Source organism: Bradyrhizobium sp. 132 (genome assembly GCF_023074185.1).
GTDB lineage: Bacteria > Pseudomonadota > Alphaproteobacteria > Rhizobiales > Xanthobacteraceae > Bradyrhizobium.
The window spans coordinates 1-21,108 of sequence record NZ_JADPKY010000100.1 but is presented as its reverse complement, the minus strand read 5'-3'; the positions used below and the strand labels follow the sequence as shown (position 1 = coordinate 21,108).

At 59.3% G+C, this 21,108-nt stretch carries 16 protein-coding genes, 1 pseudogene and 1 riboswitch; of the genes and pseudogenes, 6 read left to right on the top strand and 11 right to left on the bottom strand.

What is annotated here, in order from left to right; translation table 11 throughout:
- The first annotated feature begins 894 nt into the window (after nt 1-894).
- Entirely contained in the window at nt 895-1,962 is a 1,068-nt protein-coding gene (locus IVA74_RS20055) for a cytochrome-c peroxidase (protein ID WP_249804344.1), read from the top strand.
- Nucleotides 1,963-3,403: 1,441 nt separating this feature from the next.
- Here the strand turns inward: IVA74_RS20055 and IVA74_RS40990 are convergent.
- Nucleotides 3,404-3,532: a hypothetical protein gene (locus IVA74_RS40990; protein WP_256464700.1), complete on the bottom strand. Its 129-nt coding sequence runs from the start codon at nt 3,530-3,532 to the stop codon at nt 3,404-3,406.
- Nucleotides 3,533-3,914: 382 nt separating this feature from the next.
- Nucleotides 3,915-6,230, bottom strand: coding sequence for a 5-methyltetrahydropteroyltriglutamate--homocysteine S-methyltransferase (gene metE, locus IVA74_RS20050; RefSeq protein WP_247347495.1), 2,316 nt, complete (start codon nt 6,228-6,230; stop codon nt 3,915-3,917).
- Between the two features lie 99 nt (nt 6,231-6,329).
- Nucleotides 6,330-6,529, bottom strand: a riboswitch (cobalamin riboswitch).
- Between the two features lie 355 nt (nt 6,530-6,884).
- On the opposite strand from metE, the gene IVA74_RS20045 reads away from it, so the two are divergent.
- Complete coding sequence (locus IVA74_RS20045; RefSeq protein ID WP_247347493.1) at nt 6,885-7,151, top strand: hypothetical protein; 267 nt, start codon at nt 6,885-6,887, stop codon at nt 7,149-7,151.
- A 21-nt stretch (nt 7,152-7,172) separates the two neighbouring features.
- Here the strand turns inward: IVA74_RS20045 and IVA74_RS20040 are convergent, their stop codons facing one another.
- Both IVA74_RS20040 and IVA74_RS20035 read right to left on the bottom strand, forming a co-directional pair.
- On the bottom strand, nt 7,173-7,376 hold the full coding sequence (locus IVA74_RS20040; RefSeq protein ID WP_083926370.1) for a 4Fe-4S binding protein: 204 nt from the start codon (nt 7,374-7,376) through the stop codon (nt 7,173-7,175).
- 604 nt (nt 7,377-7,980) lie between these two features.
- The gene (locus IVA74_RS20035) at nt 7,981-9,195 is read right to left on the bottom strand and encodes an EAL domain-containing response regulator (protein WP_247347490.1); all 1,215 of its coding nucleotides are present in this window, start codon (nt 9,193-9,195) and stop codon (nt 7,981-7,983) included.
- 600 nt (nt 9,196-9,795) lie between these two features.
- Between IVA74_RS20035 and IVA74_RS20030 the strand changes: the two genes are divergently transcribed.
- The gene (locus tag IVA74_RS20030) at nt 9,796-10,311 is read left to right on the top strand and encodes a GNAT family N-acetyltransferase (protein WP_247347488.1); all 516 of its coding nucleotides are present in this window, start codon (nt 9,796-9,798) and stop codon (nt 10,309-10,311) included.
- A 577-nt stretch (nt 10,312-10,888) separates the two neighbouring features.
- On the opposite strand, the pseudogene IVA74_RS20025 reads toward IVA74_RS20030, so the two are convergent.
- The 6 genes and pseudogenes from IVA74_RS20025 to IVA74_RS20000 all read right to left on the bottom strand — a co-directional run.
- Nucleotides 10,889-11,769: pseudogene (locus tag IVA74_RS20025) on the bottom strand (SMP-30/gluconolactonase/LRE family protein); the annotation flags it as partial.
- Nucleotides 11,766-12,593, bottom strand: coding sequence for a citryl-CoA lyase (locus tag IVA74_RS20020; RefSeq protein WP_018454574.1), 828 nt, complete (start codon nt 12,591-12,593; stop codon nt 11,766-11,768). The pseudogene IVA74_RS20025 and the gene IVA74_RS20020, both read right to left, overlap by 4 nt.
- A 55-nt stretch (nt 12,594-12,648) precedes the next feature.
- Complete coding sequence (locus IVA74_RS20015; protein WP_018454575.1) at nt 12,649-13,914, bottom strand: CoA transferase; 1,266 nt, start codon at nt 13,912-13,914, stop codon at nt 12,649-12,651.
- Nucleotides 13,915-13,968: 54 nt separating this feature from the next.
- Entirely contained in the window at nt 13,969-14,991 is a 1,023-nt protein-coding gene (locus IVA74_RS20010; RefSeq protein ID WP_247347486.1) for an ABC transporter substrate-binding protein, read from the bottom strand.
- A 33-nt stretch (nt 14,992-15,024) separates the two neighbouring features.
- Nucleotides 15,025-15,798: an ABC transporter permease gene (locus IVA74_RS20005; protein ID WP_247283999.1), complete on the bottom strand. Its 774-nt coding sequence runs from the start codon at nt 15,796-15,798 to the stop codon at nt 15,025-15,027.
- On the bottom strand, nt 15,782-16,570 hold the full coding sequence (locus IVA74_RS20000; RefSeq protein ID WP_247299133.1) for an ABC transporter ATP-binding protein: 789 nt from the start codon (nt 16,568-16,570) through the stop codon (nt 15,782-15,784). Before IVA74_RS20000 ends, IVA74_RS20005 begins: the two co-directional genes overlap by 17 nt.
- Before the next feature lie 164 nt (nt 16,571-16,734).
- Between IVA74_RS20000 and IVA74_RS19995 the strand changes: the two genes are divergently transcribed.
- Entirely contained in the window at nt 16,735-17,424 is a 690-nt protein-coding gene (locus IVA74_RS19995) for an IclR family transcriptional regulator (RefSeq protein WP_249804631.1), read from the top strand.
- 1 nt (nt 17,425) lies between these two features.
- Here IVA74_RS19995 and IVA74_RS19990 read toward each other — a convergent pair whose 3' ends face one another.
- Entirely contained in the window at nt 17,426-17,899 is a 474-nt protein-coding gene (locus tag IVA74_RS19990; RefSeq protein ID WP_247347481.1) for a hypothetical protein, read from the bottom strand.
- A gap of 1,309 nt (nt 17,900-19,208) precedes the next feature.
- On the opposite strand from IVA74_RS19990, the gene IVA74_RS19985 reads away from it, so the two are divergent.
- The gene (locus tag IVA74_RS19985; RefSeq protein WP_247347479.1) at nt 19,209-20,915 is read left to right on the top strand and encodes an outer membrane beta-barrel protein; all 1,707 of its coding nucleotides are present in this window, start codon (nt 19,209-19,211) and stop codon (nt 20,913-20,915) included.
- Between the two features lie 89 nt (nt 20,916-21,004).
- Nucleotides 21,005-21,108 (top strand): transposase (locus IVA74_RS19980; RefSeq protein WP_247340152.1); only part of this gene is annotated, 104 nt, incomplete at its 3' end.

Genomic DNA, 21,108 nt, shown 5'->3' with positions numbered 1-21,108 from the left:
TACCGTCAAACTCTAGTCTAGGTAACAGATTTGAGATGGGCAATTGCTCTGCCAGCGAACCCCAGGTGGGATTCAAGACAAGCCATGTTCAGGCTTCGGGGCTCGTCTGTTACAAACGAGCGCGATTTCGGAGGCGGCGCGCAAAGAGCCGACCCGAACTGAGTCGGCGAGCCTTCAGTCGGCAGGGCGAGGCGAAATCGTGAGCGATGCGCACCGCCGGGCGCCTCGGCTCAGTGTTTCGCCGTAGGCCAGCGTAGATCTTTGTACCGCCGTGCCACGTGTGGCCGGCAAGCCTGGCAATCGGATCTCATCACAAAACTTCCTGAGCGATGATGTCTAGCCGGGACTGGCGCTTGTCGCATCTGTGACACTGTATGTATTCATCAAAGCAAGACATCCGACGTTGTTCGGCAGCCCGGACTCGTTTTGTACCTAAATCAGCAGCTTGCATGTCAGATGCAAGACTGGCATGGGGGTTGCTATTGTCCAGCGACACCGTGAGCGCTGAGCGCGACCAGCGGTGCAACACGGATAGATCAACTTCGCTGGAGCGTATTGGCCACCCAATCGCTCAATGGAGAACCGATGCGGCCACCGGACAAATTATCCTTTTTCGGCACGCTTATTGTTGTCAGATCGGCCATCATTCCGAAGGTTGAGGCGCTAGTCTGATCTACCAAGGTCGTGATCTAAGCTCAAAGCGAATTCGCGAATCAAATAACGGCTTAAAGCCTCTTGGGCGAACGCCGGCAGCGAGCACCTCGAAATCGAATATTTGATGCAGCCTCGCTTCACAGGATCCGGTGCATGCTGCGCCGGCCCGTTGAGGGAACAGAGTGTGGCATCGCTTTCGACTGTTTCCTTCGTATCAATCAGAACTGATGAGGCGGGTGTATGAACAAATCGATCCGGGAGCTTCGGCTTGTGGCTGAAGCATCTGTTTTGGCGATTGGCCTGTTGATGTCGTCAGGAGCTAGCGCGGACGATGATCTGATGAGAACCGCCAGGCAGATCTTCCATCCGATCCCCTCAATCATTCCTGCGGTAAAGGACAATCCAGTCACGCATGAAAAGGTCGAGCTTGGCAAAATTCTGTTCTTCGATCCGCGGCTATCGGCAAGCGAGATCATTAGCTGCAATACGTGCCACAATCTCGGCAGCGGCGGAGTCGATGCCGGTCCGACCTCAGTCGGTCACGGCTGGAAGGTCGGCCTACGTCGGGCCCCAACCGTCTACAACGCGGTGTTCAATTCGGCGCAATTCTGGGACGGACGCGCCGCGGACCTCAAGGCGCAAGCAACTGGCCCTGTGCAGGCGAGTGCCGAAATGAATGCGACTCCGGATCATGTGCTCGACACCTTGAACTCAATGGCCAGTTATGTCGTCTTGTTCAAAAATGCTTTCCCGAACGAGGCGAGACCGGTCAGCTTTGAAAACTTTGCGAAGGCAATCGAGGCTTTTGAAGCCACTCTCATCACACCTGCGGCCCCGTTCGATCAGTATTTGGAGGGCAATACACATGCTCTCGATGATCAGCAGAAGTCAGGGTTGGCGCTGTTTATGGAGAAGGGATGCTCCTCTTGCCACAATGGAATCAATGTCGGTGGACAGGCCTACTTCCAGTTCGGCGTGATGAAGAAGCCGGACGCACCCCTGCTTCCGCAAGCCGATAAGGGCCGATTCGCGGTCACCAAGGCGGTCGGCGACGAATATGTCTTCCGCGCTGCGCCGTTGCGGAACGTTGCTTTGCGAGCCCCTTACTTCCATTCGGGCCAGGTTTGGAGCCTGAAGCAAGCTGTTGCCTTGATGAGTGAAATCCAGCTCGGCGCCAAGCTTAGCGATGGGGAAGAAAACGACATTGTCGCGTTCCTGAATTCGCTTACCGGGCGGCTACCTAAGATCGAGTATCCGATACTACCCACCCGGACGAACACGACGCCGAAGCCTTCAATAGACAGATAGGATTAACAGCACCGGCCTCATATCTTGCCGAATGATAGCAGATGCGACGCAAGAACCCGGCGTCCCGCAATGACGTTAAAATGAATGATCCCGTGCTGTCACTCATAACCAAGCGATCGGGTAGGAGGAAGCCTCGCGGCTTCCCCCTCCCACACCACCCTACGTACGGACCCGTAAACCGCGGTTAGTCAAGCCCGATTGAGATGGCGGTGCAGTCCAATGAGGAACGGCAGACCGAGGTGCACGAAAAAGGCGGCGCGATAAGCGTCGTTCATGTGGCTGGCCCCGGCATTCCACCAGGCCACGGCCGTTGAAGGCCGACTGCCATGCCCGCTCCGGATCGAGCCCACGTTGCATCAAGCGCTTGGCAGGTGTCCATGGTCGCTTCCACGGGCGCCAGAGGCCCGCCTTGGGGTCGGACGAATAGTCGCGGCCAGCGTTGCGGTGCCGGCTTGCGAACGCGTCCCTCAGCGCCATCCAAAGCCGGTGATCAAGAGAGCGCGCGATTCGCTGTCCACGCCGCGGATGCCCTTGGTCAGTAAGACGCGGTCCACGATGGGCCCGAGCAGCTTCTCTATTTTTTTGGCCGACCCTCTCCCACATCTCCGTTACGGCCGCCCAGTGAGCTTCCTGCTCCTCGTGACTCTCAGTGTCCGGCGTCCAGCCAGCCGACACCCGGCGCATGAACTATGGCGACACTCCGGGCGCGGCTCTCGCTGTCCGTCCAGACGCGATGGAGTTCGCCTGCCAAGGCCGTTGCCTGGCGGTGGGTCGGATGCACGGGAGCGTCATTGCGGACGGCCTGCCAAGCACCCTCTAGATAGGCCGCGGCGACTCCATGCGCGACTTCGCTTCGCTGGGCTTGTGGGTGCGGAGGGAAAATCGAACGGCCTGAGCGCTCTCGCTAGGCGTCACAAAAACGAAATCATCACCGAGCGGAATAGCCAGCTCGATGCCCGCAGCCTTGGCGCGGACGTCCGCTGGAATGCGCCGCACGAATGAAGGAAAGCAAGACCCGTCCCGGCGCATCGGCCGAACAACCCTGAACAGCAATGTTACACCCCATTGTTACACAGTCGGGGCCAGCGCAACACTCTGAAAGAGCATAACTTCTCGAATTGCTGCACATCAAGAAGTTGATGGTGCCCAGGAAAGGACTCTGACCTCCAAGTCATCGACCGGACACCACTCCGGTCGAATCGCGCCAGTCACGGCGGTCCGCGCCATGCCTGGCGCACCAAAAAAAGCCCGGCCTCCTCCGGAGGCCAGGCGAAAGTCACGCAGGAACGACGCTGCTTTACGCATCGCACCAGCTTTCGTCGGCAGGGAGGACTTACCGCCGATCGATCTTCGGCGAGGGCATTCGCCGTCAAACAAGGAGAAACGGATATCACTCCGCGCGAAATCTGGAGCCGTTTGCCTTCCGCTCCTGTCGGAAACTTCACGACTTTTCCACCACTCGCCCGCTGTCCGGTTGGGATGGCAGTGCCTTGACCGAGATGGGATCCTGCGCCGGTTTGGCTGCCGTGCCCTGAAACACAAGCGGCAGTTTGCCGTCGCACAGCAGCATTGGCACGTCCCCAAAAACCAACAACGCTCGATTACCTCTCCCGAAGAGCGTGCCAGGGCCTGAATTTCGTATGACGTTCCGTAAGGACCGTAAAATAGATTGTTGTGATGAGACGCATCCACGCGATGGATAAATGAAAAAGTCGGGCTGTGCTTCGCGTCGAGCGTTAATGACGTCGCAATAGGACCTGATCGGACCTCGCCGGCATGCTGTCGGCCGTCGGGTCGAGAATCGAGCTTGTCGCCGGCTGTATGCGACCGCCTCCGCCGACGCCCGCCCGCATTCCGCGGCGCTGGGAACTTTGAAAGCTCCCAAGGACATCGTAAGCCCCCAAAGCGCGTGCATCTTGTTCACAAACGCGTTGGCGAAACGCTCCGGCCCATCATGGCTCGGCCCGCAACTCGCGTGCGGCGGCCACCATATTGACGAGCGCGGGACGCACCTCCTCCCACCTTCGCGTTTTCAGTCCGCAGTCGGGATTGATCCAGAGCTGCCGATCGGAAACTCGCTGCCGCGCCAACACAATCAGCTGCTTGATTTCCGCCGCTGCGGGAATGCACGGTGAATGAATGTCATAGACGCCGGGCCCGATCTCATTTGGATATTTGTAGCTCTTGAAGGCCTCGAGCAATTCCATCTTAGAACGCGACGTCTCGATTGAAATGACGTCGGCATCCATTGCTGCGATCGCATCGATGATTTCGTTGAACTCGGAATAACACATGTGAGTATGGATCTGAGTTCCGTCGGCGACCGGGGAGGAGCAAAGGCGGAAGCTGTCCACCGCCCAATCGAGATAGTTCTTCCACTGCGATTTGCGTAGCGGCAATCCCTCCCGCAACGCAGCCTCGTCGATCTGGATCATGGTCGCTCCAGCCGCCTCAAGGTCGATGACCTCATCTCGGATCGCGAGAGCGATCTGTCGGCATGTCTCGCGCCGCGAGATGTCGTCACGGACAAACGACCAGTTCAGGATCGTCACCGGTCCGGTCAGCATAGCCTTGACGGGTTTTTTGGTCAGAGACTGCGCATAGCGCCACCATTCAACGGTCATGGGCTTCGGCCGGGAGACATCTCCGAACAGGATAGGCGGACGAACGTACCGCGAGCCATAAGACTGAACCCAGCCATGCTTGGTGAAAGCGAAGCCCAACAGCTGCTCGGCAAAGTATTGAACCATGTCATTGCGCTCGAACTCACCGTGTACGAGCACGTCCAGGCCGATATCTTCCTGCCACTTCACGGTACGGGCTGTCTCCGCTTTCAGAAGCTGCTCGTACTGCGTGTCATTCAACGTTCCCCGCGCATGAGCCGCGCGCGCATTCCGGACATCGGCCGTTTGCGGGAAGGATCCGATGGTTGTCGTTGGAAACATCGGCAATGCGAACGAGACGCGCTGGACGTCGGCACGCTGGGTGAACGCGCTGCGACGGCGAAGCATGCTATCGTCGATCGCGGCGATTCGTCCGGCGACATTCGCATTGTGGATCTCGGGCGATGTTTCGCGGGTGACGGCTGCCTCCTCCGAAAGCGCAAGTTCATCGGCCACCTCGGCAGCATGGCCGGCCAGCGCTTTGCCCAATATCGAAAGTTCCTTGATCTTCTGAACTGAGAACGCCAGCCATGTCTTCAGATTGGGATCGAGATCGGTCTCTAGCTCAATGTCGATCGGAACATGAAGCAGCGAGCAGGAAGGAGCAATCTGAACACGGTGCCTGCCCAATTTTTGGACCATAGGAGCAAGTTGGTCGAGCAGCGCCGGAAGATTGGAGCGCCACACGTTCCGACCATCAACGACGCCTAGTGAGACCACGAGATCTCTACGGGTTGTGGCGACAATTGCGTCCAACTGGTCAGGTGCCCGAACCAGATCCACATGAAGCCCGGCAACGGGCAAGGCCAAGGTTGTTTCAAGATTGTCGCCGATAGCCCCGAAATATGTGGCCAGCATTATTTTAAGGGCCGGCACAACCTTTGCGAAATGAGCATAGGCCCAGCGGACAGCCGCCCGCGATGCTTCGTCGACGTCCATCACTAGGCATGGCTCGTCCAGCTGAACCCATTCAGCACCGCGCGAGGATAGTTCGCGGAGAACATCGACATAGACTGGGAGGAGCCGATCGAGCAGCGACAGCGGATTGAATGCGGGATTTGCGCTTTTGCCAAGCTTCAGGAAAGTGACTGGGCCAACTAGGACGGGGCGCGTTTGGTAGCCGAGGCTTTTTGCCTCCTCATATTCCTCGATCGGCTTTCGAGAGGAATACTTAAAGATCTGATCCCGGTGAAATTCCGGCACCATGTAGTGGTAGTTGGTATCGAACCACTTCGTCATTTCCTGAGCGGCTACGCCAGGCCCATGCTGAGCGTGACCACCGTCCTGAGCGCCACGCGCCATGGTGAAGTAGGTCTTGAGCGACACAGGACCTTCGGTCCAGCCGTAGACGTCGGGAATGGCGCCAACCATTAGGCTGGTATCGAGCACATGGTCGTAAAACGAGAAGTCATTCGAAGGAATGACGGTCGCACCGCGGGATTTCTGCCGTGCCCAATTAGCGGCACGAAGTCCACTCCCCGCCTCGAGGAGCTCGGCTTCGCTGGAGTTTCCCGCCCAGTAGCTCTCGAGCGCGACTTTGAGTTCGCGTCGTGGGCCGATGCGTGACGTCCCCAGTGTGGCAACGGGAAGCGAAAGAAAAGACATAGCTCAGACCCCATGATTGGGGCAAAGGCCATGGCGGACGCATGCAGCGAATATCGCGTGAGCGACAGCTGCTTGGCGCACACCGGGACACCCCGCCCGTGGACGATATATTGTCGAGGCAGGTCTCCTGGCTCGCGGGTCGTCGCTGCTGTCCGGCCTTCCCGAAGCCGCATGGCTTCAGTGACTTCGTTGGACAGCGGCTCGCCGCTTACAGTTGCGGGGGCAGCGCCGGCATTGCACCGGCTTCCCTCTTAGCTCCGGATCAAACGAATCCGAAGACCACGACGGCTGGCATTAGGCGCACGAGGATCGATCCGTCAACCTACTAAGTGTCGCCGCGATATTGCCCAAGCGATTGCGAGCTGTACCAGCTAGGGCACAACGGTCTTACTCCCGGCCTGGTAAAAACGCCTAGATCTGTGGAGCCTCCGCTTGTGAATGCGTCCGTCTGCTCGCGTTGGCTCATCCGAGTACGCCAAGCGGGTGTTGATCCTGTTACGACCCTAGCTCCATGCACTCGTGCATCGTGACCGTGGGCAAGCGGATGCCCAGCTTCTCGTACGTCTTCAGGATCTCCGGACCGATCTCGTCGCGCGTGGAGACCGTCTCTTCGGCTTCGAAGCGACGTAGCTTTAGATATCCTGCAAGCTGATCTTGGGATATTCGACGCCCGTCCACCTCGCCTCGGCTCGTCAGCCAACGACGATAAGCCTCAACGCGACGACCTGGAGCATCGAGGCGGCCTTGTCATTATTCGAGACAAATTTGACGGTCTCCTCTGACAGAGCCCTTCGAGGGTTTCTCGGAGTCGATCAGCGCCTTAAGCTCATAACGATGTTGATCGACCTCGATGCGCCGCACGCGGAAGGCGGCCTCCACAAGCTTGACATCTACTCCTTCGTGCGCGAAATCGAGCGGTGAAGCCTTCTGGACGCGGGCTGCTTATGTTGTCTTAGACGGGACACAGGTGTCAGGCACCGGACAGACCACAGCGCATTGCGGCGTGTCGGAATGGCCCTCGCACTCCGTACACTTTTTTGCATCGATAACGTAAATGTCGCGCTTGAGGCTGATCGCCGCGTTGGGACACTCGAACTCACATGCCCCACAAACGGTACATTGCGAAGCGACGATCTTGTAAGCCATGCCTTCCGACTCCTTAGGCGAGCGATGCCATTGGCGATCCCTTTCAAATGCCGTGCCAAGGACAGGCGCGCTCAATGATGGGCAACTTGCCCAATGGTGCTGTGCGGGGTCTGAGACCATGTTGCATCTGCGACAGCATGGGCCGCTTCAATATCAAGCCGTGCGAGCCCTCGGGCCCCTACTCCGATAGCCAGTCGCGACTCGACTGCTGCGAGCTTCCGTCGGTTTGTCTGGCATGGCAACGCGGGGCCAAGCGACGCTCGACGATTCCCGAAACCGGCGGCGCGAGTAGAAGCCGCGAGCCGACGCACGTCTACGCCGGATGTCGGCAAACCTCCGGTCACACGCCCTGACCGGAGATTTTGTCCAAGCCGCGCTCACGCCTGCAACGTTAACTCCGCGGATTGACTCGCTGGAGGCTTGCTACAATAACCTTCGGCATCGCTTCGGAGGGAAATGAAGCTCGGCCGGGAGAAGCGATACTGGGTTTGCAAAGTGGCCGATTTAATTGCTGTCAACCGCATGCCTGGTGCCGAGTAGGCATGGCCGCGCGGGCCAGCGCTGGTACGCTTTGCCTGGCTGTGCTCAGTCACTCCTCATGCAACTATTTTGGACGAAGTGGAACAGGGCTGAAAGATGACTGTGCAAATTGCTTCAGCGGCATGGCCTTTCCGAACAGATGGCCCTGCGCAAGGTTGAAGCCGAGTTCGGTCACAGCGATCAGGTCGGCGTGGCTCTCCACGCCTGCGGCGACGGTGCGCACACTGTACTCTTTGGCTAGATCGACGATATGGCGGCACACCGTTCGCTTCAGGGGCCCATTTCCGCAACCGGCGACGTACTGCCGGTCCACTTTTAATTTCATGAACGGGAATTTTTCGAGCCCCATCAGCTGCGGCCAATTGGCGCCGATATTGTCGATTGCAAGGCCAATGTTGTGAAAGCGAACCTCACGCGCGACCTCGATCAGGAGATCTAGGTTCTGGATCGCTTCCTCGCTCTCGATTTCGATCGTCAAGCCGCCGAAAGCGGGGTGCGACGGCATGCGCTGACAGAGATCGCGTACCGCCTGCGGGTCAATCAGGAATGCTGCCGGGAGATTGATGGAGAGATCGGTCGAAGTTTGCTGCTCCAGAAGATACTTCCAATCCTTGATCGCGCGGTCGATCACGAACTGCGACAAGTCCCTAAAATGCGGATCGTGAGCCTCCGGGATGAAATACGCTGGTGGAACAACGCCCCAGGTCGGATGCCGCATTCGCACAAGCGCCTCGGCGCCGCGGCGGCTGAGGGTACACGGGTCAAAGTTCGGCTCATACCAGAGCTCAAGCCAGCCAGCGTGTAAGGCTTCTCCGACATGGACTGCGGGACGGGGCGCCGGCTCTCTGGGCAAGAGCATGGCGACCCGATCGCGCAGCGTCTCGGCTGCAAACGGCGTCCTCAGCGGCGGCAGCATATCAAGTCCATATTCGCCCCCGACCTGCTGCACTGCCGTCATGACGATCGACTCGCGGGCGCCGAACGCCAGCACTCTGCCTGCAAATTCTTCGCGTACGAGTATCTCGAGCAATCGTCCAGGCTCGATGCGATCCGAGCCAATGCCGAGCAGGATCAGATCAGGGAAGTCCGTACAGAGTACGCGCGGCAGCTCGTCAGCAGTCTCGCATTCGCTGATCACAAACCCCATATCCTCTAGCACATCGCGTAGAAAGGCGCGCAGATGCCGCTTGCCCACGGCCACGCACGCTCGCGGCCGCACCTTACGCTGGCCGAAGATTACAGGTTTCCCTCCGACCAGTTCGGCCTGCCCATGCTCCATCGCAACCACTCCCCTTCCGTGAAGGTCCCTTAAACGAGGAGCGAAGGTCCAAACAAGCAGTGCTTGCCATTATCTTTCGATTCTTCGAGGTAAGCTTAAGATAGTGCATTAGCGTGCAAAATCTTTTCGCGATGTTGTTCAGACGATTTTGTCGGGCGCACGCGTATGATACCTGTCCCGGCTCGCGCAACTTTGTACGAGTGACGCACACGAGTGTGGGGAATCTCACCTTCGGACGCGCCGAGCTGATGCGCCCTATGCCACGCCGATGATCATGCTGCAAGATGTACTGAATCGACTCTCGTGAGTGATGATCAGCAATCACTCCTACGAAATGTTTGATCGGCATGGCCGGCCTGCCCACGCGCGAATGTGCCGTCTCGTGGATTCCCTATCTAGTCGAAGGAGATCCAACTGAGTTCGCAGCGGGTCAAGCCGCGGTCGATTCTGAGAACGGCAACAGCTTGCACTTACCTCACCTCTGTTGGTTATAGCGAGTGCGGACGTCCTATTCCCTATCGAGCTTGATAGTTTCTCTCAGTTGCGTTCTCTGTATCCTTCTGAACATGGATATCCTCAAGAGGGACTGGAGGGACTAACGTGACGGGTGTTCGTGTTGGCGCTGAAGCGCAAGGCTTGCCCCACGGGGGCACGGCTTTGCGCAAAGGCGTGCCAGGAGATGAGAACGCGATCGTAGAAGCCGTCGGAAAGCTACTTTCTGAATTAGGTGGTCTCGGACCAGAGTTCAGCCTTGAAGGCGCAAAGCAGACTGCTTTGCGCCTGATTCAGGATCCCGAAGAGGGCTTCATTTTTGTCATCGAGGAACAAGCCACCGGGCAGATTGTAGGGATCGCTGCCATCTCCGCCGTACTGGCCGTGAGAGCAGCTGGAGCGTACGGCGTGCTTCAGGAGCTATGGATTTCTCGGGACTTCCGAAGCTCTGACCGCGGTGGGCATCTGCTCGAGGCGGTACGTTCGGAGGCGAAGCGCCGAGGCTGGCAGATGATTGAGGTTGCGTTGCCCCCTGATGGCTATCCGGCCTTAGAACGGGTACGCCGTTTCTACGAGGAGAGGGGATATCGGGTTGGAGGATTGCGCGCGCGCAAGAGGCTATGACAGTACTGCGACCTCTGCTCCACACTTAAAAGCGCTCCTGGTCCTGTCACTAAAGACTTTCAAGGCAGAAAATCCTGCTGCTTGTTGCTCTCAAAACGAACGCTCCAACGCGTGCGTCGCGGCCGAGGACAATCGAGAACCTCGGTGCTGATGCGGTGCTTACTCCCACTGCGAGCGGGTTACCTCTTCGACTTTTTTGGCGGGTATCAACCATCAAATCGTTCTTCATGGTGCGGAGCGATACGATGGTCTTCTCAAGGCTCGTGGACCGCGAGCGGAAACCTGCCCGGCTAGAAGGCGCGGAGCCAGGTCGGCGGCGGCCCGTTGCGGGCGAAGCCCGACCCAGCCTTACAAACGATAGCCGAGTCGTTCTTTCGTGCTTCCCACACAATGCCGCCAGTTTGGGATCATCGCACACAAATGCGATCCATTCGTCGCCAAGTCCAATGCCTCGGCAACTGGCAAGCCAATCATCTATGGGGCTTCTTCCTGCAACTTGATTCGGTGGACCGTCGCGTAAAGGGATTCGGTACCACGCTGTCGCTCCTGCTGGCGAACGTTCAAGGAAGGTGACGAAATCAGCCATCAACACTGATTCGGTAGAGGATTCTGTAATGAGCAATGTGCCGTTTGCCGCCTCCAATACGAGGTTCGTGCAGGTCGCCCCAGCGCAGGACTTGATGCGGGCGATCGTTTCGCCGTTCGGCGCCATGACGAAGACGTGGCCGAGGGAGGCGAGCGCGACAAAGAGCCGCCCGTTTTGATCCATCGTCAGCCCGTCAGGACCGCTGGTCCCGAAGGACAAGCTGAACCGTCCCACCTTCGCAGCCCCGCCGTCACGCATCAGCGGCACGCGCCTGCTGCTGTTGTCGCGCGTCATTGCAACGAACAACACGGCCTCGTCGGTGCTGAGCACCAGCCCGCTCGGGCTTGGCCAGTTCGAAATCAGGCAATCGAGCCGGCCGGCAGGACACAGTCGGACACCCAGCCGGTCGGATCGTGCACTCCAGTTCGCCCCTGATCGGTGAAATAGATGTCGCCGTTAGTCGCGGTATGCAGGTCGTTGCAGCCTCTGAAGGACTCGCAATTGCGGTTGCCCCAGAAGCGGGCTGATAGTATCCCGCTGCGGATCGAGCTCCATGAGGCCGTTCATGTAGTCGGCCACCAGCCCCCGGCCATCAGGTGCGATCTTCAGACCAATCGGCCAGCCGTCATATTCGATTATCAGAGACCAGATCCCGTCGCGCGAAATCCGGAAAATGCGGCCGAAGGGGATATCGACGACGTAGAGATCCCCGGACTTGTCGAACGACGGCCCCTCGATGAAACAATCCACCGATGGCCTCCGCGGTTGGCATCCGGCCCATTTCGAGGAAACACCACGGCGACGAAATTCCGCGGCATCGACGAGAACACGCGGGTCTCGGCCAGCTGAGGCGGCTTGTCGAGATACATCATGACGGGCCTCCCAGCGTGCGGCGCGGCTGTCCCTCATATTTGTAGCCAAACTGCTTGGGCATCGGTCCCTTGTTACGATCCTTGCGCCTGGTCTGTTCCCAGGCGTGGGCCAGGATTCCGACCGCTCGCGACAGGCAGAAGACGCCGCGCGCCAGCGGTGGCGCGAATCCGAGCTCGCCGTAAATGACCGCGGTCGCGCCATCAATGTTCATTGGGATGAGTTTGCCCTTGCGCTGCTGCATCACCCGCTCGATCGCGCGGGCGGCCTTGGCATAGTCGCCGCTGACACTGCCCTCAGCACTTGCGTCATCCACCAGCGCCAATAGCGGTGCGGCGCGGGGGTCGACCGAATGAAACCGGTGGCCGAAGCCGGGCAGATATTTGCCGCACCTTGCAGTGAAATGGTCAATTGCGGCGGCCGCGGCCTCGCCGATCTCTAGGCCATCGCGCCTCCGCAGCACATCTTCGTAGAGTTCGACCGCCTGCTCCCCTGCTCCGCCGTGCACCTCATCGAGTGTATTGATGGCGGACGCCATCGCACCATTCAGGGGCAGCCCACAGCTCACCGCCATCTGCGCAATTGCGATGGAGGGCGCGTGCGGACCGTGGTCAACGGACGCGACCAGCGCAGCTTGCAGCAGCCGCTCCTGCGCTGGCGTCGGCAGATCGCCGCGCAACATCAGCCAGATCATGGCGGGAAAGGAAATCCGGCCGATCAAATCTTCGATTGGATAACCCCGATAGGCGATGCGACCGGGCGCGATGTCGCAGATGGAGGTTCGCCACCAACGGGCCGCTTGCTGCCGCAATTCTTCTTCGCTCATTTGCGGTTCCGCCCCTTCAACCCTGCCATTGCCGATCGCCGCAAGCCGTCGAATATCATGATATTGGTCCGTCCGCGGCTACGCGGACGGGCAGGAAATCAGCCGCCCGTTGCTTTGGCGTCCCGACGGCCCGGGTTGAGACCAGCTGCTCGACCTCCGCATACGAATAGCCGAGCCGCTGCAGCCATCGCTCGGTGTCTGCTCCGAGCGTCGCAGGTGGTGAAGGCACCGAAAACTCCTCATCCAGCCGGAAGCCCGGCCGCATGATTCGTAACGGCTGCGCACCATCTTGTTCTGGGGCCAAAGTCTCGACGAATCCGCGCTCGAGGAGCTGTGGCTGCTGCAAGATTTGGGAGACCGTCAGCACGCAGCCTGCGGGGACTCCAGCCAGATTCATTTGGGCCTCCCATTCTTCAGCGGGCTTGCAACTCAACGCCTGGTTCAACTCCGTGTTCAGCGCTGCGCGATGGACCTTGCGCATCTCGCGCTCAGCAAAGCGTGGATCCGTCTTCAGGTTCGGTCGGCCAATCAGGTCGCATAGGGCTTGGTACTGCTTCTGCTCGTTGGCGGAAATGTTCAGCGGGCCTGTTGCGGTGCGGAACGTGCCGGAGGGAGCCGCGGTGAAGTTCTCGTTGCCGATGGGCTGCGGTTCCACACCAGCGTTCAGGTGGTTGGAGACGACCCATCCCATCGCTGCAACGGTGGCTTCGAGCAGGGACACGTCAATGAACCGACCGCGGCCGCTATGCCGCTGTTCGACCAGAGCCGCGGCGATGGCAAAGGCAGCAGTGAGTCCCGCAATCGTGTCCGAGATTGGAAAGCCGGTGCGCAGGGGAGCCGAGGCCGTATCGCCAGTGACGCTCATGGCACCAGACAGACCCTGAACGATCTGGTCATAGGCCGGACGGGCGGACCATGGCCCGCTCTGCCCAAAGCCGGAGATCGCGCAGTAGACGAGACGCGGGTTGTGCCTGCTGAGCACATTAAAGCCTAGGCTAAGCCGTTCCATCACCTTCGGCCGGAAGCTTTCGAGCACCACATCGGCTTCCTTGACGAGTCGCAAGAATACCTCGCGGCCCGATTCCGACTTCAAGTCCAGCGCCACGGATTGCTTGCCGGCGTTCACCGCGACAAAAGAGAGGCCCTGCAAGCGCTCTGCCCTTTGCGGATCGGCGCCGAGGCGCCGCGCGAGGTCGCCGCCGTTCGGATTTTCGACTTTGATGACCTCCGCGCCAAGACGCGCGAGATGATAACCGCAGAACGGACCGGCCAACACGTTCGACAGGTCCAGGACGCGGATGCCGGTGAGCGGCAGAGACATCTGAAGACGCCTTCCTTTAGGTGATCCGATGGTGAGGGCTTGGCCGGCTGGCAGCTATTTCAGTTGTTGTGCGGCGCGTTCCGCAAAACGATTGGTGAAGGTTTTGTTCAAGTCGATCTTTGCGGCAGCAATTTTTGGATCAAAGTCGCTTAGGACGGCCAGCGGGACCTTGGCCGCCTCGATGTCCATCTGTCCGGTTGGCGAGAAGAGCGCTTTCGATGCGTTCATGATTTCGATATTCACCTCGCGATTGTCAGTCTTGTAACCAGGAGGAATCGTATCGACGAGCTGCTCCGTCGGCGTTGCGTTGATCCAGCGGTGAGTTTTGAGCAAGGCGTTGACCAGGCGCTGGACCGTTTCGGGATTTTTGTCGATGAAAGTCTGCTGAAGGTAGAGACACGCGGTCGGATAGGACCCGCCGAAGGCCTGCTTTGAGCCTTCGATCGTGCGCGCATCGAACAGCGCTGTCGCGTTCTTTTTGCGCGCGAGAAGCGTCGCGATGGGATCGAAATAGACCAGGGCATCGACGTTCATGGCCTCAAGCGCCACCATGCCCGGTGCGCCGCTGCCGACGGCAATGATGTTGACATCGCGTGAACCCAATCCTGACTTCTTGATGTAGTAGCGCGCCATACTCTCCGTCGATGACCCCGGCGCCGTGATCCCGAGCCTGAGCCCCTTCAGGTCGGCGCCGGATCTGACCTTGTCGGCGAGGTCGCGGCGGACACCGAGCAGGACGCCGGGAATGTCATTCAGCAGGAACACGCAGGAAATTTGCTTACCCAGCACCTGCATCTGAATGGTATGATCGTAAAAGCCGATAGTCCCGTCGACAGAGCCGCCGATCAGGGACTGCAGAGCCTTTGAGCCACCGGCCTGGAAGTTCTCGACGGTAACGTCAAGGCCTTCTTCCTTAAAGGAGCCAAGCTTCACTCCAAGTTCGACAGGCATATAGTTGAGGATTTGTGACCCCACCGCGATCTTCAATTTTGTTTTCTCGGGCTCGGTGGCATGCGCCAAAATGACCGAGAATGCGGCCAGCGCCACCACCGGCATCAATCTTATGGAAACGTGCATGCGAACCTCCATAATTGAGGGGAGAGCGTACGATCAGCTTTCGTGCGCAGGCGCCGGCCGCCAGACCAGGAGCCGCTTTTCCGCGCAGTCGACAATGGCATCGAGGACAACGACGAAGGCGGAGAGAACGATAATTCCTGCGAACACTCCGGTCGCATCGAGGACGCCTTCGGCCTGCGCAATTAAGTGCCCCAATCCTGCGGACGAGCCGAGATATTCCGCGACCACGGCTCCCATCACAGCCATGCCGACGGACACCCGCAGGCTCGACAAAATCCAGGTCGTGGCGGACGGCAGGTAGACGTGCCGTAGCAGGGACGACTTCGATGCACGCAGCAGGCGGGCATTCGCCAGCACGACCGGATTGACCTCGCGGACGCCCTGGAACGTATTGAAGAATGCGACGAATAGAACCAGCGTGACGCCGAGCGCAACCTTGGAGGTGAGGCCCAATCCGAACCAGATGACGAAAATGGGTCCAAGCAAGATCCGCGGGATGGCGTTGAACATCTTGATAAAGGGCTGAACGACTTCGGCAGCAAATGGGCTTAAGCCCAGCCAGATCCCAAGCGCTGTGCCGATCCCGATGCCAGCCAGGAACGACAGGACCGTCTCCAGCAATGTTATGCCAATATCGCCCCAAAAGTCCGCCGTCGACATCCACTCCCCGATCCTTACGACAAGTGTCGACGGTGCCGGAAAGAAGAAGGGATCGATCAGTCCGGCCCAGACGCCCAATTCCCAGATCAGGATCATGCCAAGCAGGATGGCGAACTGCGTGAGAGCGACCCTACCCCTGCGTGACATAGCTTTTCTCCACTTCGGCGCCGAGCAGCGACCAAATTTCACGATAGAGCGCGACGAATTCGTCGGTGGTCTGCAGCGCAGAAACATCGCGCGGACGAGGGAGCGTGATCCTGACGTCGGCAACCATGCGGCTGGCGGGACCGGCAGACATCACAACGACGCGGTCCGCCAGCGTGATCGCCTCATCGAGATCATGGGTGATGAAGATGAGCGAGCGCCGGTCCGCCTGCCAGAGGTCGAGCAGGATGCGGTGCATGAGTCGGCGTGTGTGAACGTCCAGCGCGGAGAACGGCTCATCCATGAGAACGATTTTGGGCTCCATGATGAGGGTTTGTGCCATCGCAACGCGCTTGCGTTGGCCGCCGGACAATTGATGCAGATAGCGCTCCTCGAATCCCTTCAATCCGACCTTGGCGAGCCAGGGCCGTGCCTGCTCGCGCGCTTTCGCGACCGACCTGCCCTGAAAGACGAGCCCGAGGCCGACATTGTCCTGGGCGGTCTTCCAGGGCAGCAGCCCTTCCTGTTGAAGCATGTAGCCGGACTGACCGTTCAGGCCCGTAAGAGACTTGCCGAAAATGCGAACGTCGCCGGCGGCGGGCTTCAGCAGTCCGGTGACAGTGTTGAGAATGGTCGATTTTCCGCAGCCGGTCGGCCCCACCACTGCAACGAATTCCGTCTCGGCCACCTGGAGGTTCATGCTTTTGACTGCCGTGAAGTCGCCGAAGCGAATCATGACGTCGTGCAAGTCCACGGCAAGTCCCGGCCGCCCCATTGTTTCGCTCCATAGAACTTGTTCTGAAACCTGGAACCGAGTAGCTCGCGTTCTCACGAGGAGTCAATCGTATTCTGGCGTGCAGGATTGTGCTCGCGCTAACTTGGGTGGACTCCTGGCGTCATTTTGACTATTGGTTCTGCAGAGCAGAACCAGAGGTAGCGATGGTAAGAACAGGGGTTGATGCGGTCGGGCGGGCACTGGCAATCCTTAAGGCATTCGACCCGGAGCGCGCCGCGATGACGCTGACGGAGATTGCGAATGCGACTGACCTCTACAAGAGCACAGTCCTTCGCCTTGCCGCATCTCTGGAGGCGGATGGCTTCCTGGTGCGGGGTACGAACCGGCTATTTCGACCCGGACCGGAGCTATGGCGCCTTGGGGCGCTCTATCAGCGCGGGCTCGACCTTGGTGACCTGATCAGACCCTCGCTCCATCGTCTGGTCGAGGCTACCGGAGAGACCGCATCCTTCTACATCGCGGAGGGCGACGAGCGCATCTGCCTTTATCGCGTCAATTCTCCGCGTTCGGTCCGGCATCACCTCGAAGAGGGTCACCGACTGCCGATTGACCGCGGCGCTGCCGGCCGTGTTCTTACCGCCTACCGCGATTCTGCATCAACTGATGGAAAGAAGGTCAGAGATCGTGGCTTCTACGTCTCGATCGGCGAGCGGGATCGTGAGGTCGCGGCCGCAGCTGTGCCTGTGATCGACGTTCATGGCCAATTGCGCGGCGCTCTCTCGGTCTCCGCCATTCGGAGTCGGTTTGATGCAGATGCTCGGAAGGCTGCGATTCTAGTTCTGAAGTCGGAGGCTAAAGCGCTGATCGGTCTGCTGCCCGCAAGCGAGCGCTGAACTACAATGGCAGCGTTCCGTTCATGACGCACAGCTCAGCGGGTGCCGCCAGGGCCTCTCCTAAGCGCAGCGTGCATTTTTCACATTGTTGAGGAGCATCGGGGCGCGAATCGGCGAGGCGTTCTTTTGCAACAAGAATTTGGTGGTGGAAGGAATGCCCTGACAACGACAGAGCGTCGTGCAGTGGTGACGCCCCTGAAGCCGTTCCTGGAGCCGTCCAAGTGATCCCGCCGCAGATCATCCTCGAGCTCGACGCCACCCACCTGTACACGGGCATCAGGAGGGAGGCTTCTTCAAAGGCTACGCTGCTGGATATATGTGCTGGTGTTCTGGAGCCGGCATCTGTGAGGGCCAAGCTGCGGCGCGCTGACATCGATGCAAGCGCGGCCAGAACGTTGCGCAGATTGTGCGGCCGTTCGATCCATTTGGCCACCATCTTCGGCGTGGTGTTGAACTGGCGCGCGGCGGCGTGCATTGCTCAGTGCCGTTTCCACACACCGCACCATGGCCTCTCGACCTTTCGGCGCTCCTTGAGAGCTTCTGGCAGGCTCGACATCCGCCTGATACGCCGCCTATCTCAGTCCGTCATCACCCAGCTTATTCAGAGATCGAAGTGATCGATGATGATCTCGGTCGTTCAGCCGCCGGCGGCTTACACACGCCGGCTTCGAGCGAATGGTAGCGGAGGTTTGCCTTGGTAGGGTTGGTGCGGTTTGCGCCCGCGACGTCTCGCGCTTCGCTCGCAACAGTCGGGATTGGCAGCAACTCATCGAGATGTGCCGCGTGGCCGATACCGGTTCTGGTCGATCAGGAGACCATCTAAGCGCTGAGGCATGGCAACGACCGCCTGCTGCTCGGGGTAAGGGGCAGCCTCAACGAGTACGAACCGGATCTGTTGCGCCAGCGCTCGCTCTCGGCACGCTGTGAGAAGGCGCTCCGGGACGAGTTGGTTATGGCAGCGCCCGTCGGCTTCATGAAGCCCGGCGACCGTTATGAGAAAGACCCGGATCGGCGCGTCCAGGATCAAGATGGTGTTCGACCAGGTCGAGGAACTGGGCGGATCGCGACAGGCGCGTTGCTGGCGCCACGGGTCCAATCTCGATCCCGGTGAAGCAGACCAACGGGGACACGGCCCGGCGGCGACCACACTACTCCGCCATCGGCAGGCTTAAACACCGGGATATGGTAGTTCGAGCGCATTGATGTGACGCGCTCGGGGTACGCGATTGCCGTTGCCGGTCTTGAGGCCATTGCGATTGAGGGGGCGGCAATGAGATCGTCGCTGGCGATCAGCACCAGTCGGCGCGCGGTTGGATGGTGTCGGCGGAGAGCATCACGCAACTGATGCCGCCGTTCTTTAGCTCTCTTGCCGGCCGCGGTTGCAGCGGCGATCGCCCCGGGGACCGACGACACCAAGCGGCGCTTCCTCGATCACCGCGCTGAACGATGCGGAGTTGCATGCCCTACACCGGCGTATTGAGGGGCGATGGGACAACTGTTCGAAGCGCGACGCCCTGTCGGACGATAGCAGCGCAGACTGTCAGTCTTGAGACAAATGTCAGCAACTTGACGCTACACACCTCACGGAGTGCCTGCAGAGCTTCGAACTCTCTTCGGCACGAGGTTTGCTTTACTCAGTCATCATCATCACCACGCAGTGCGATGGTCTTCGGGACGGGCTCGGCGCATCGCCGTTAGCGTCTGGTCCGCCCCGACGTTTTGCTGCGGCGATAACTTAAGGGCGCTCGGTTGTCGACCGAGAAAATGCAGGGAAGGAAGTATTGGTGCGATCTGGAGTTTTTCTTTCGGGAGCCACAACAATTGCGCTCATCGCAACCGGTGCAGCCAATGCGGCGGACCTTGAGCCAGAAGTGAAACTGCCACCAGCAGTGTGGAGCTGGTCCGGAGGCTATATTGGCGGGCACGTCGGCGGTGGGTACGGCCGAACCTCCTTCGGTAATCCCTACGGTCCGTCAATCTATGGCGGCGTCGTCGATACCCCAGTGTTCCTCGCAGGAGGCCAGATCGGCTACAATTGGCAGAAGAACGGCTGGGTCTTTGGCGTCGAACTAGATGCCAGCGGCGCTGTCTCCGATGGCACAAATACTTGTCTGGCCGCCTCCGGCTTTGTTGTGAGCGCAAACTGCACGGCTGGTCCAAACCTCTTTACCACCGGGACCGGTCGCGTCGGTTACGTGTTGGACGCTCTCGGCCATACGCTGGCCTATCTCAAGGGAGGCGTGGCTTGGCAATACAATCAGGGCAACGTCCTCAATAACTACGAATTCAATGACCTCGGGCTACAGAAGAAAACTCATTTCGACTATGGTCAGGTCGGTGGCGTCATCGGGCTGGGCGTCGAACAAGCGCTTACGCCTGCATGGTCGGTCAACGTAGAGTATGACTATCTGCATTTCGGTGGGCCAAGCGTCGCAACGCCTCCGACGGTGCAGCTTCCGCCGTTCGCAATTCTTCCGGCGAACACAACGAGCCTGTCCAGCAGCTATCACATCGGAAAGATCGGGTTGAACTACCATTTTGGCGCCGCCCCATGGGCGGCGCAATGGGCCGATGCGCCGCTGTATGCGAAAGCACCTGCCGGCGCGCCGCCGATTGCTTACACGGCCGGTTGGTCGTTCGAAGGCGGATCGCGGCTCTGGCTCAGCCGGGGACGATTCCAATGGGACGCCAGCGCTGTTCCCCATGGGATCGCTACTGGAGATCCTAACATTCTTGTATCAAGGCTCACCTACCATGGCCTCGACGGACTTTCCGGGGAATTATTTGGCCGTCTTGACAGCCCGTGGGGAGTGTTCCTGAAGAGCAACGTCGGCATCGGGCGCTTCGATAAAGGAAAGATGAACGATGAAGATTGGAGCCTCCCGAGCAGGGTCTCTTATAGCAACACGATATCGGGCCAGGCAAACGGAAGGTTCACCTATTATACGGTCGACGCGGGTTACGATTTTTTGCGCGGCGCCAACTACAAGCTAGGCGGATTTATCGGCTGGGCCTATTACGCCCAGAACTCCGACACGATGGGATGCATGCAGATTGCCAACCCCATGACACTATGCCCGGCGTCGGCTGATCAAATCATTGGCAGCCAGGATACGCAGTGGAATGCACCTCGCGTCGGCCTGAGCGCCGAAACCATGCTTACCGAGCGTTGGCGTTTAAGCACGGATGTCGCTTACCTGCCTTGGACCGATTTCGCTGGTCGCGACCACCATCTCTTGCGCCCGGGGACGACCTTCGTTGATCAACGCGGCAACGGAGGCGGGGGTGTACAGGTTGAAGGCGTGTTGTCCTACTTCATTACCGATAATCTCAGCATCGGCGTCGGCGGGCGCTATTGGGCAATGTGGAGCGAAAAGGACAGCGAAACGACGTGCACAGGCTGTTATCGGGGAACCACTGCGACTCAGTTTTCAAAATTCAGCATGGAGCGCTGGGGTACGTTCTTTCAGGCCTCTTACAAGGTCAATTGAAAAGGCCCCACCTTAGTCAAGCTCCAGACTGAGCTGCACCCGGTTCCGAAGACACCAAGTTAGGTGTTTTATGGAGCAGGAGGTGCGTCATGGAGAGAAGGCAGTTTACGCGGGAGTTCAAGCTTGAGGCCGTGCGGCTGATCAAGCAGCGCGGCGTGTCGTATGCGCAGGCGTCCAAAGACCTTGGTATTCA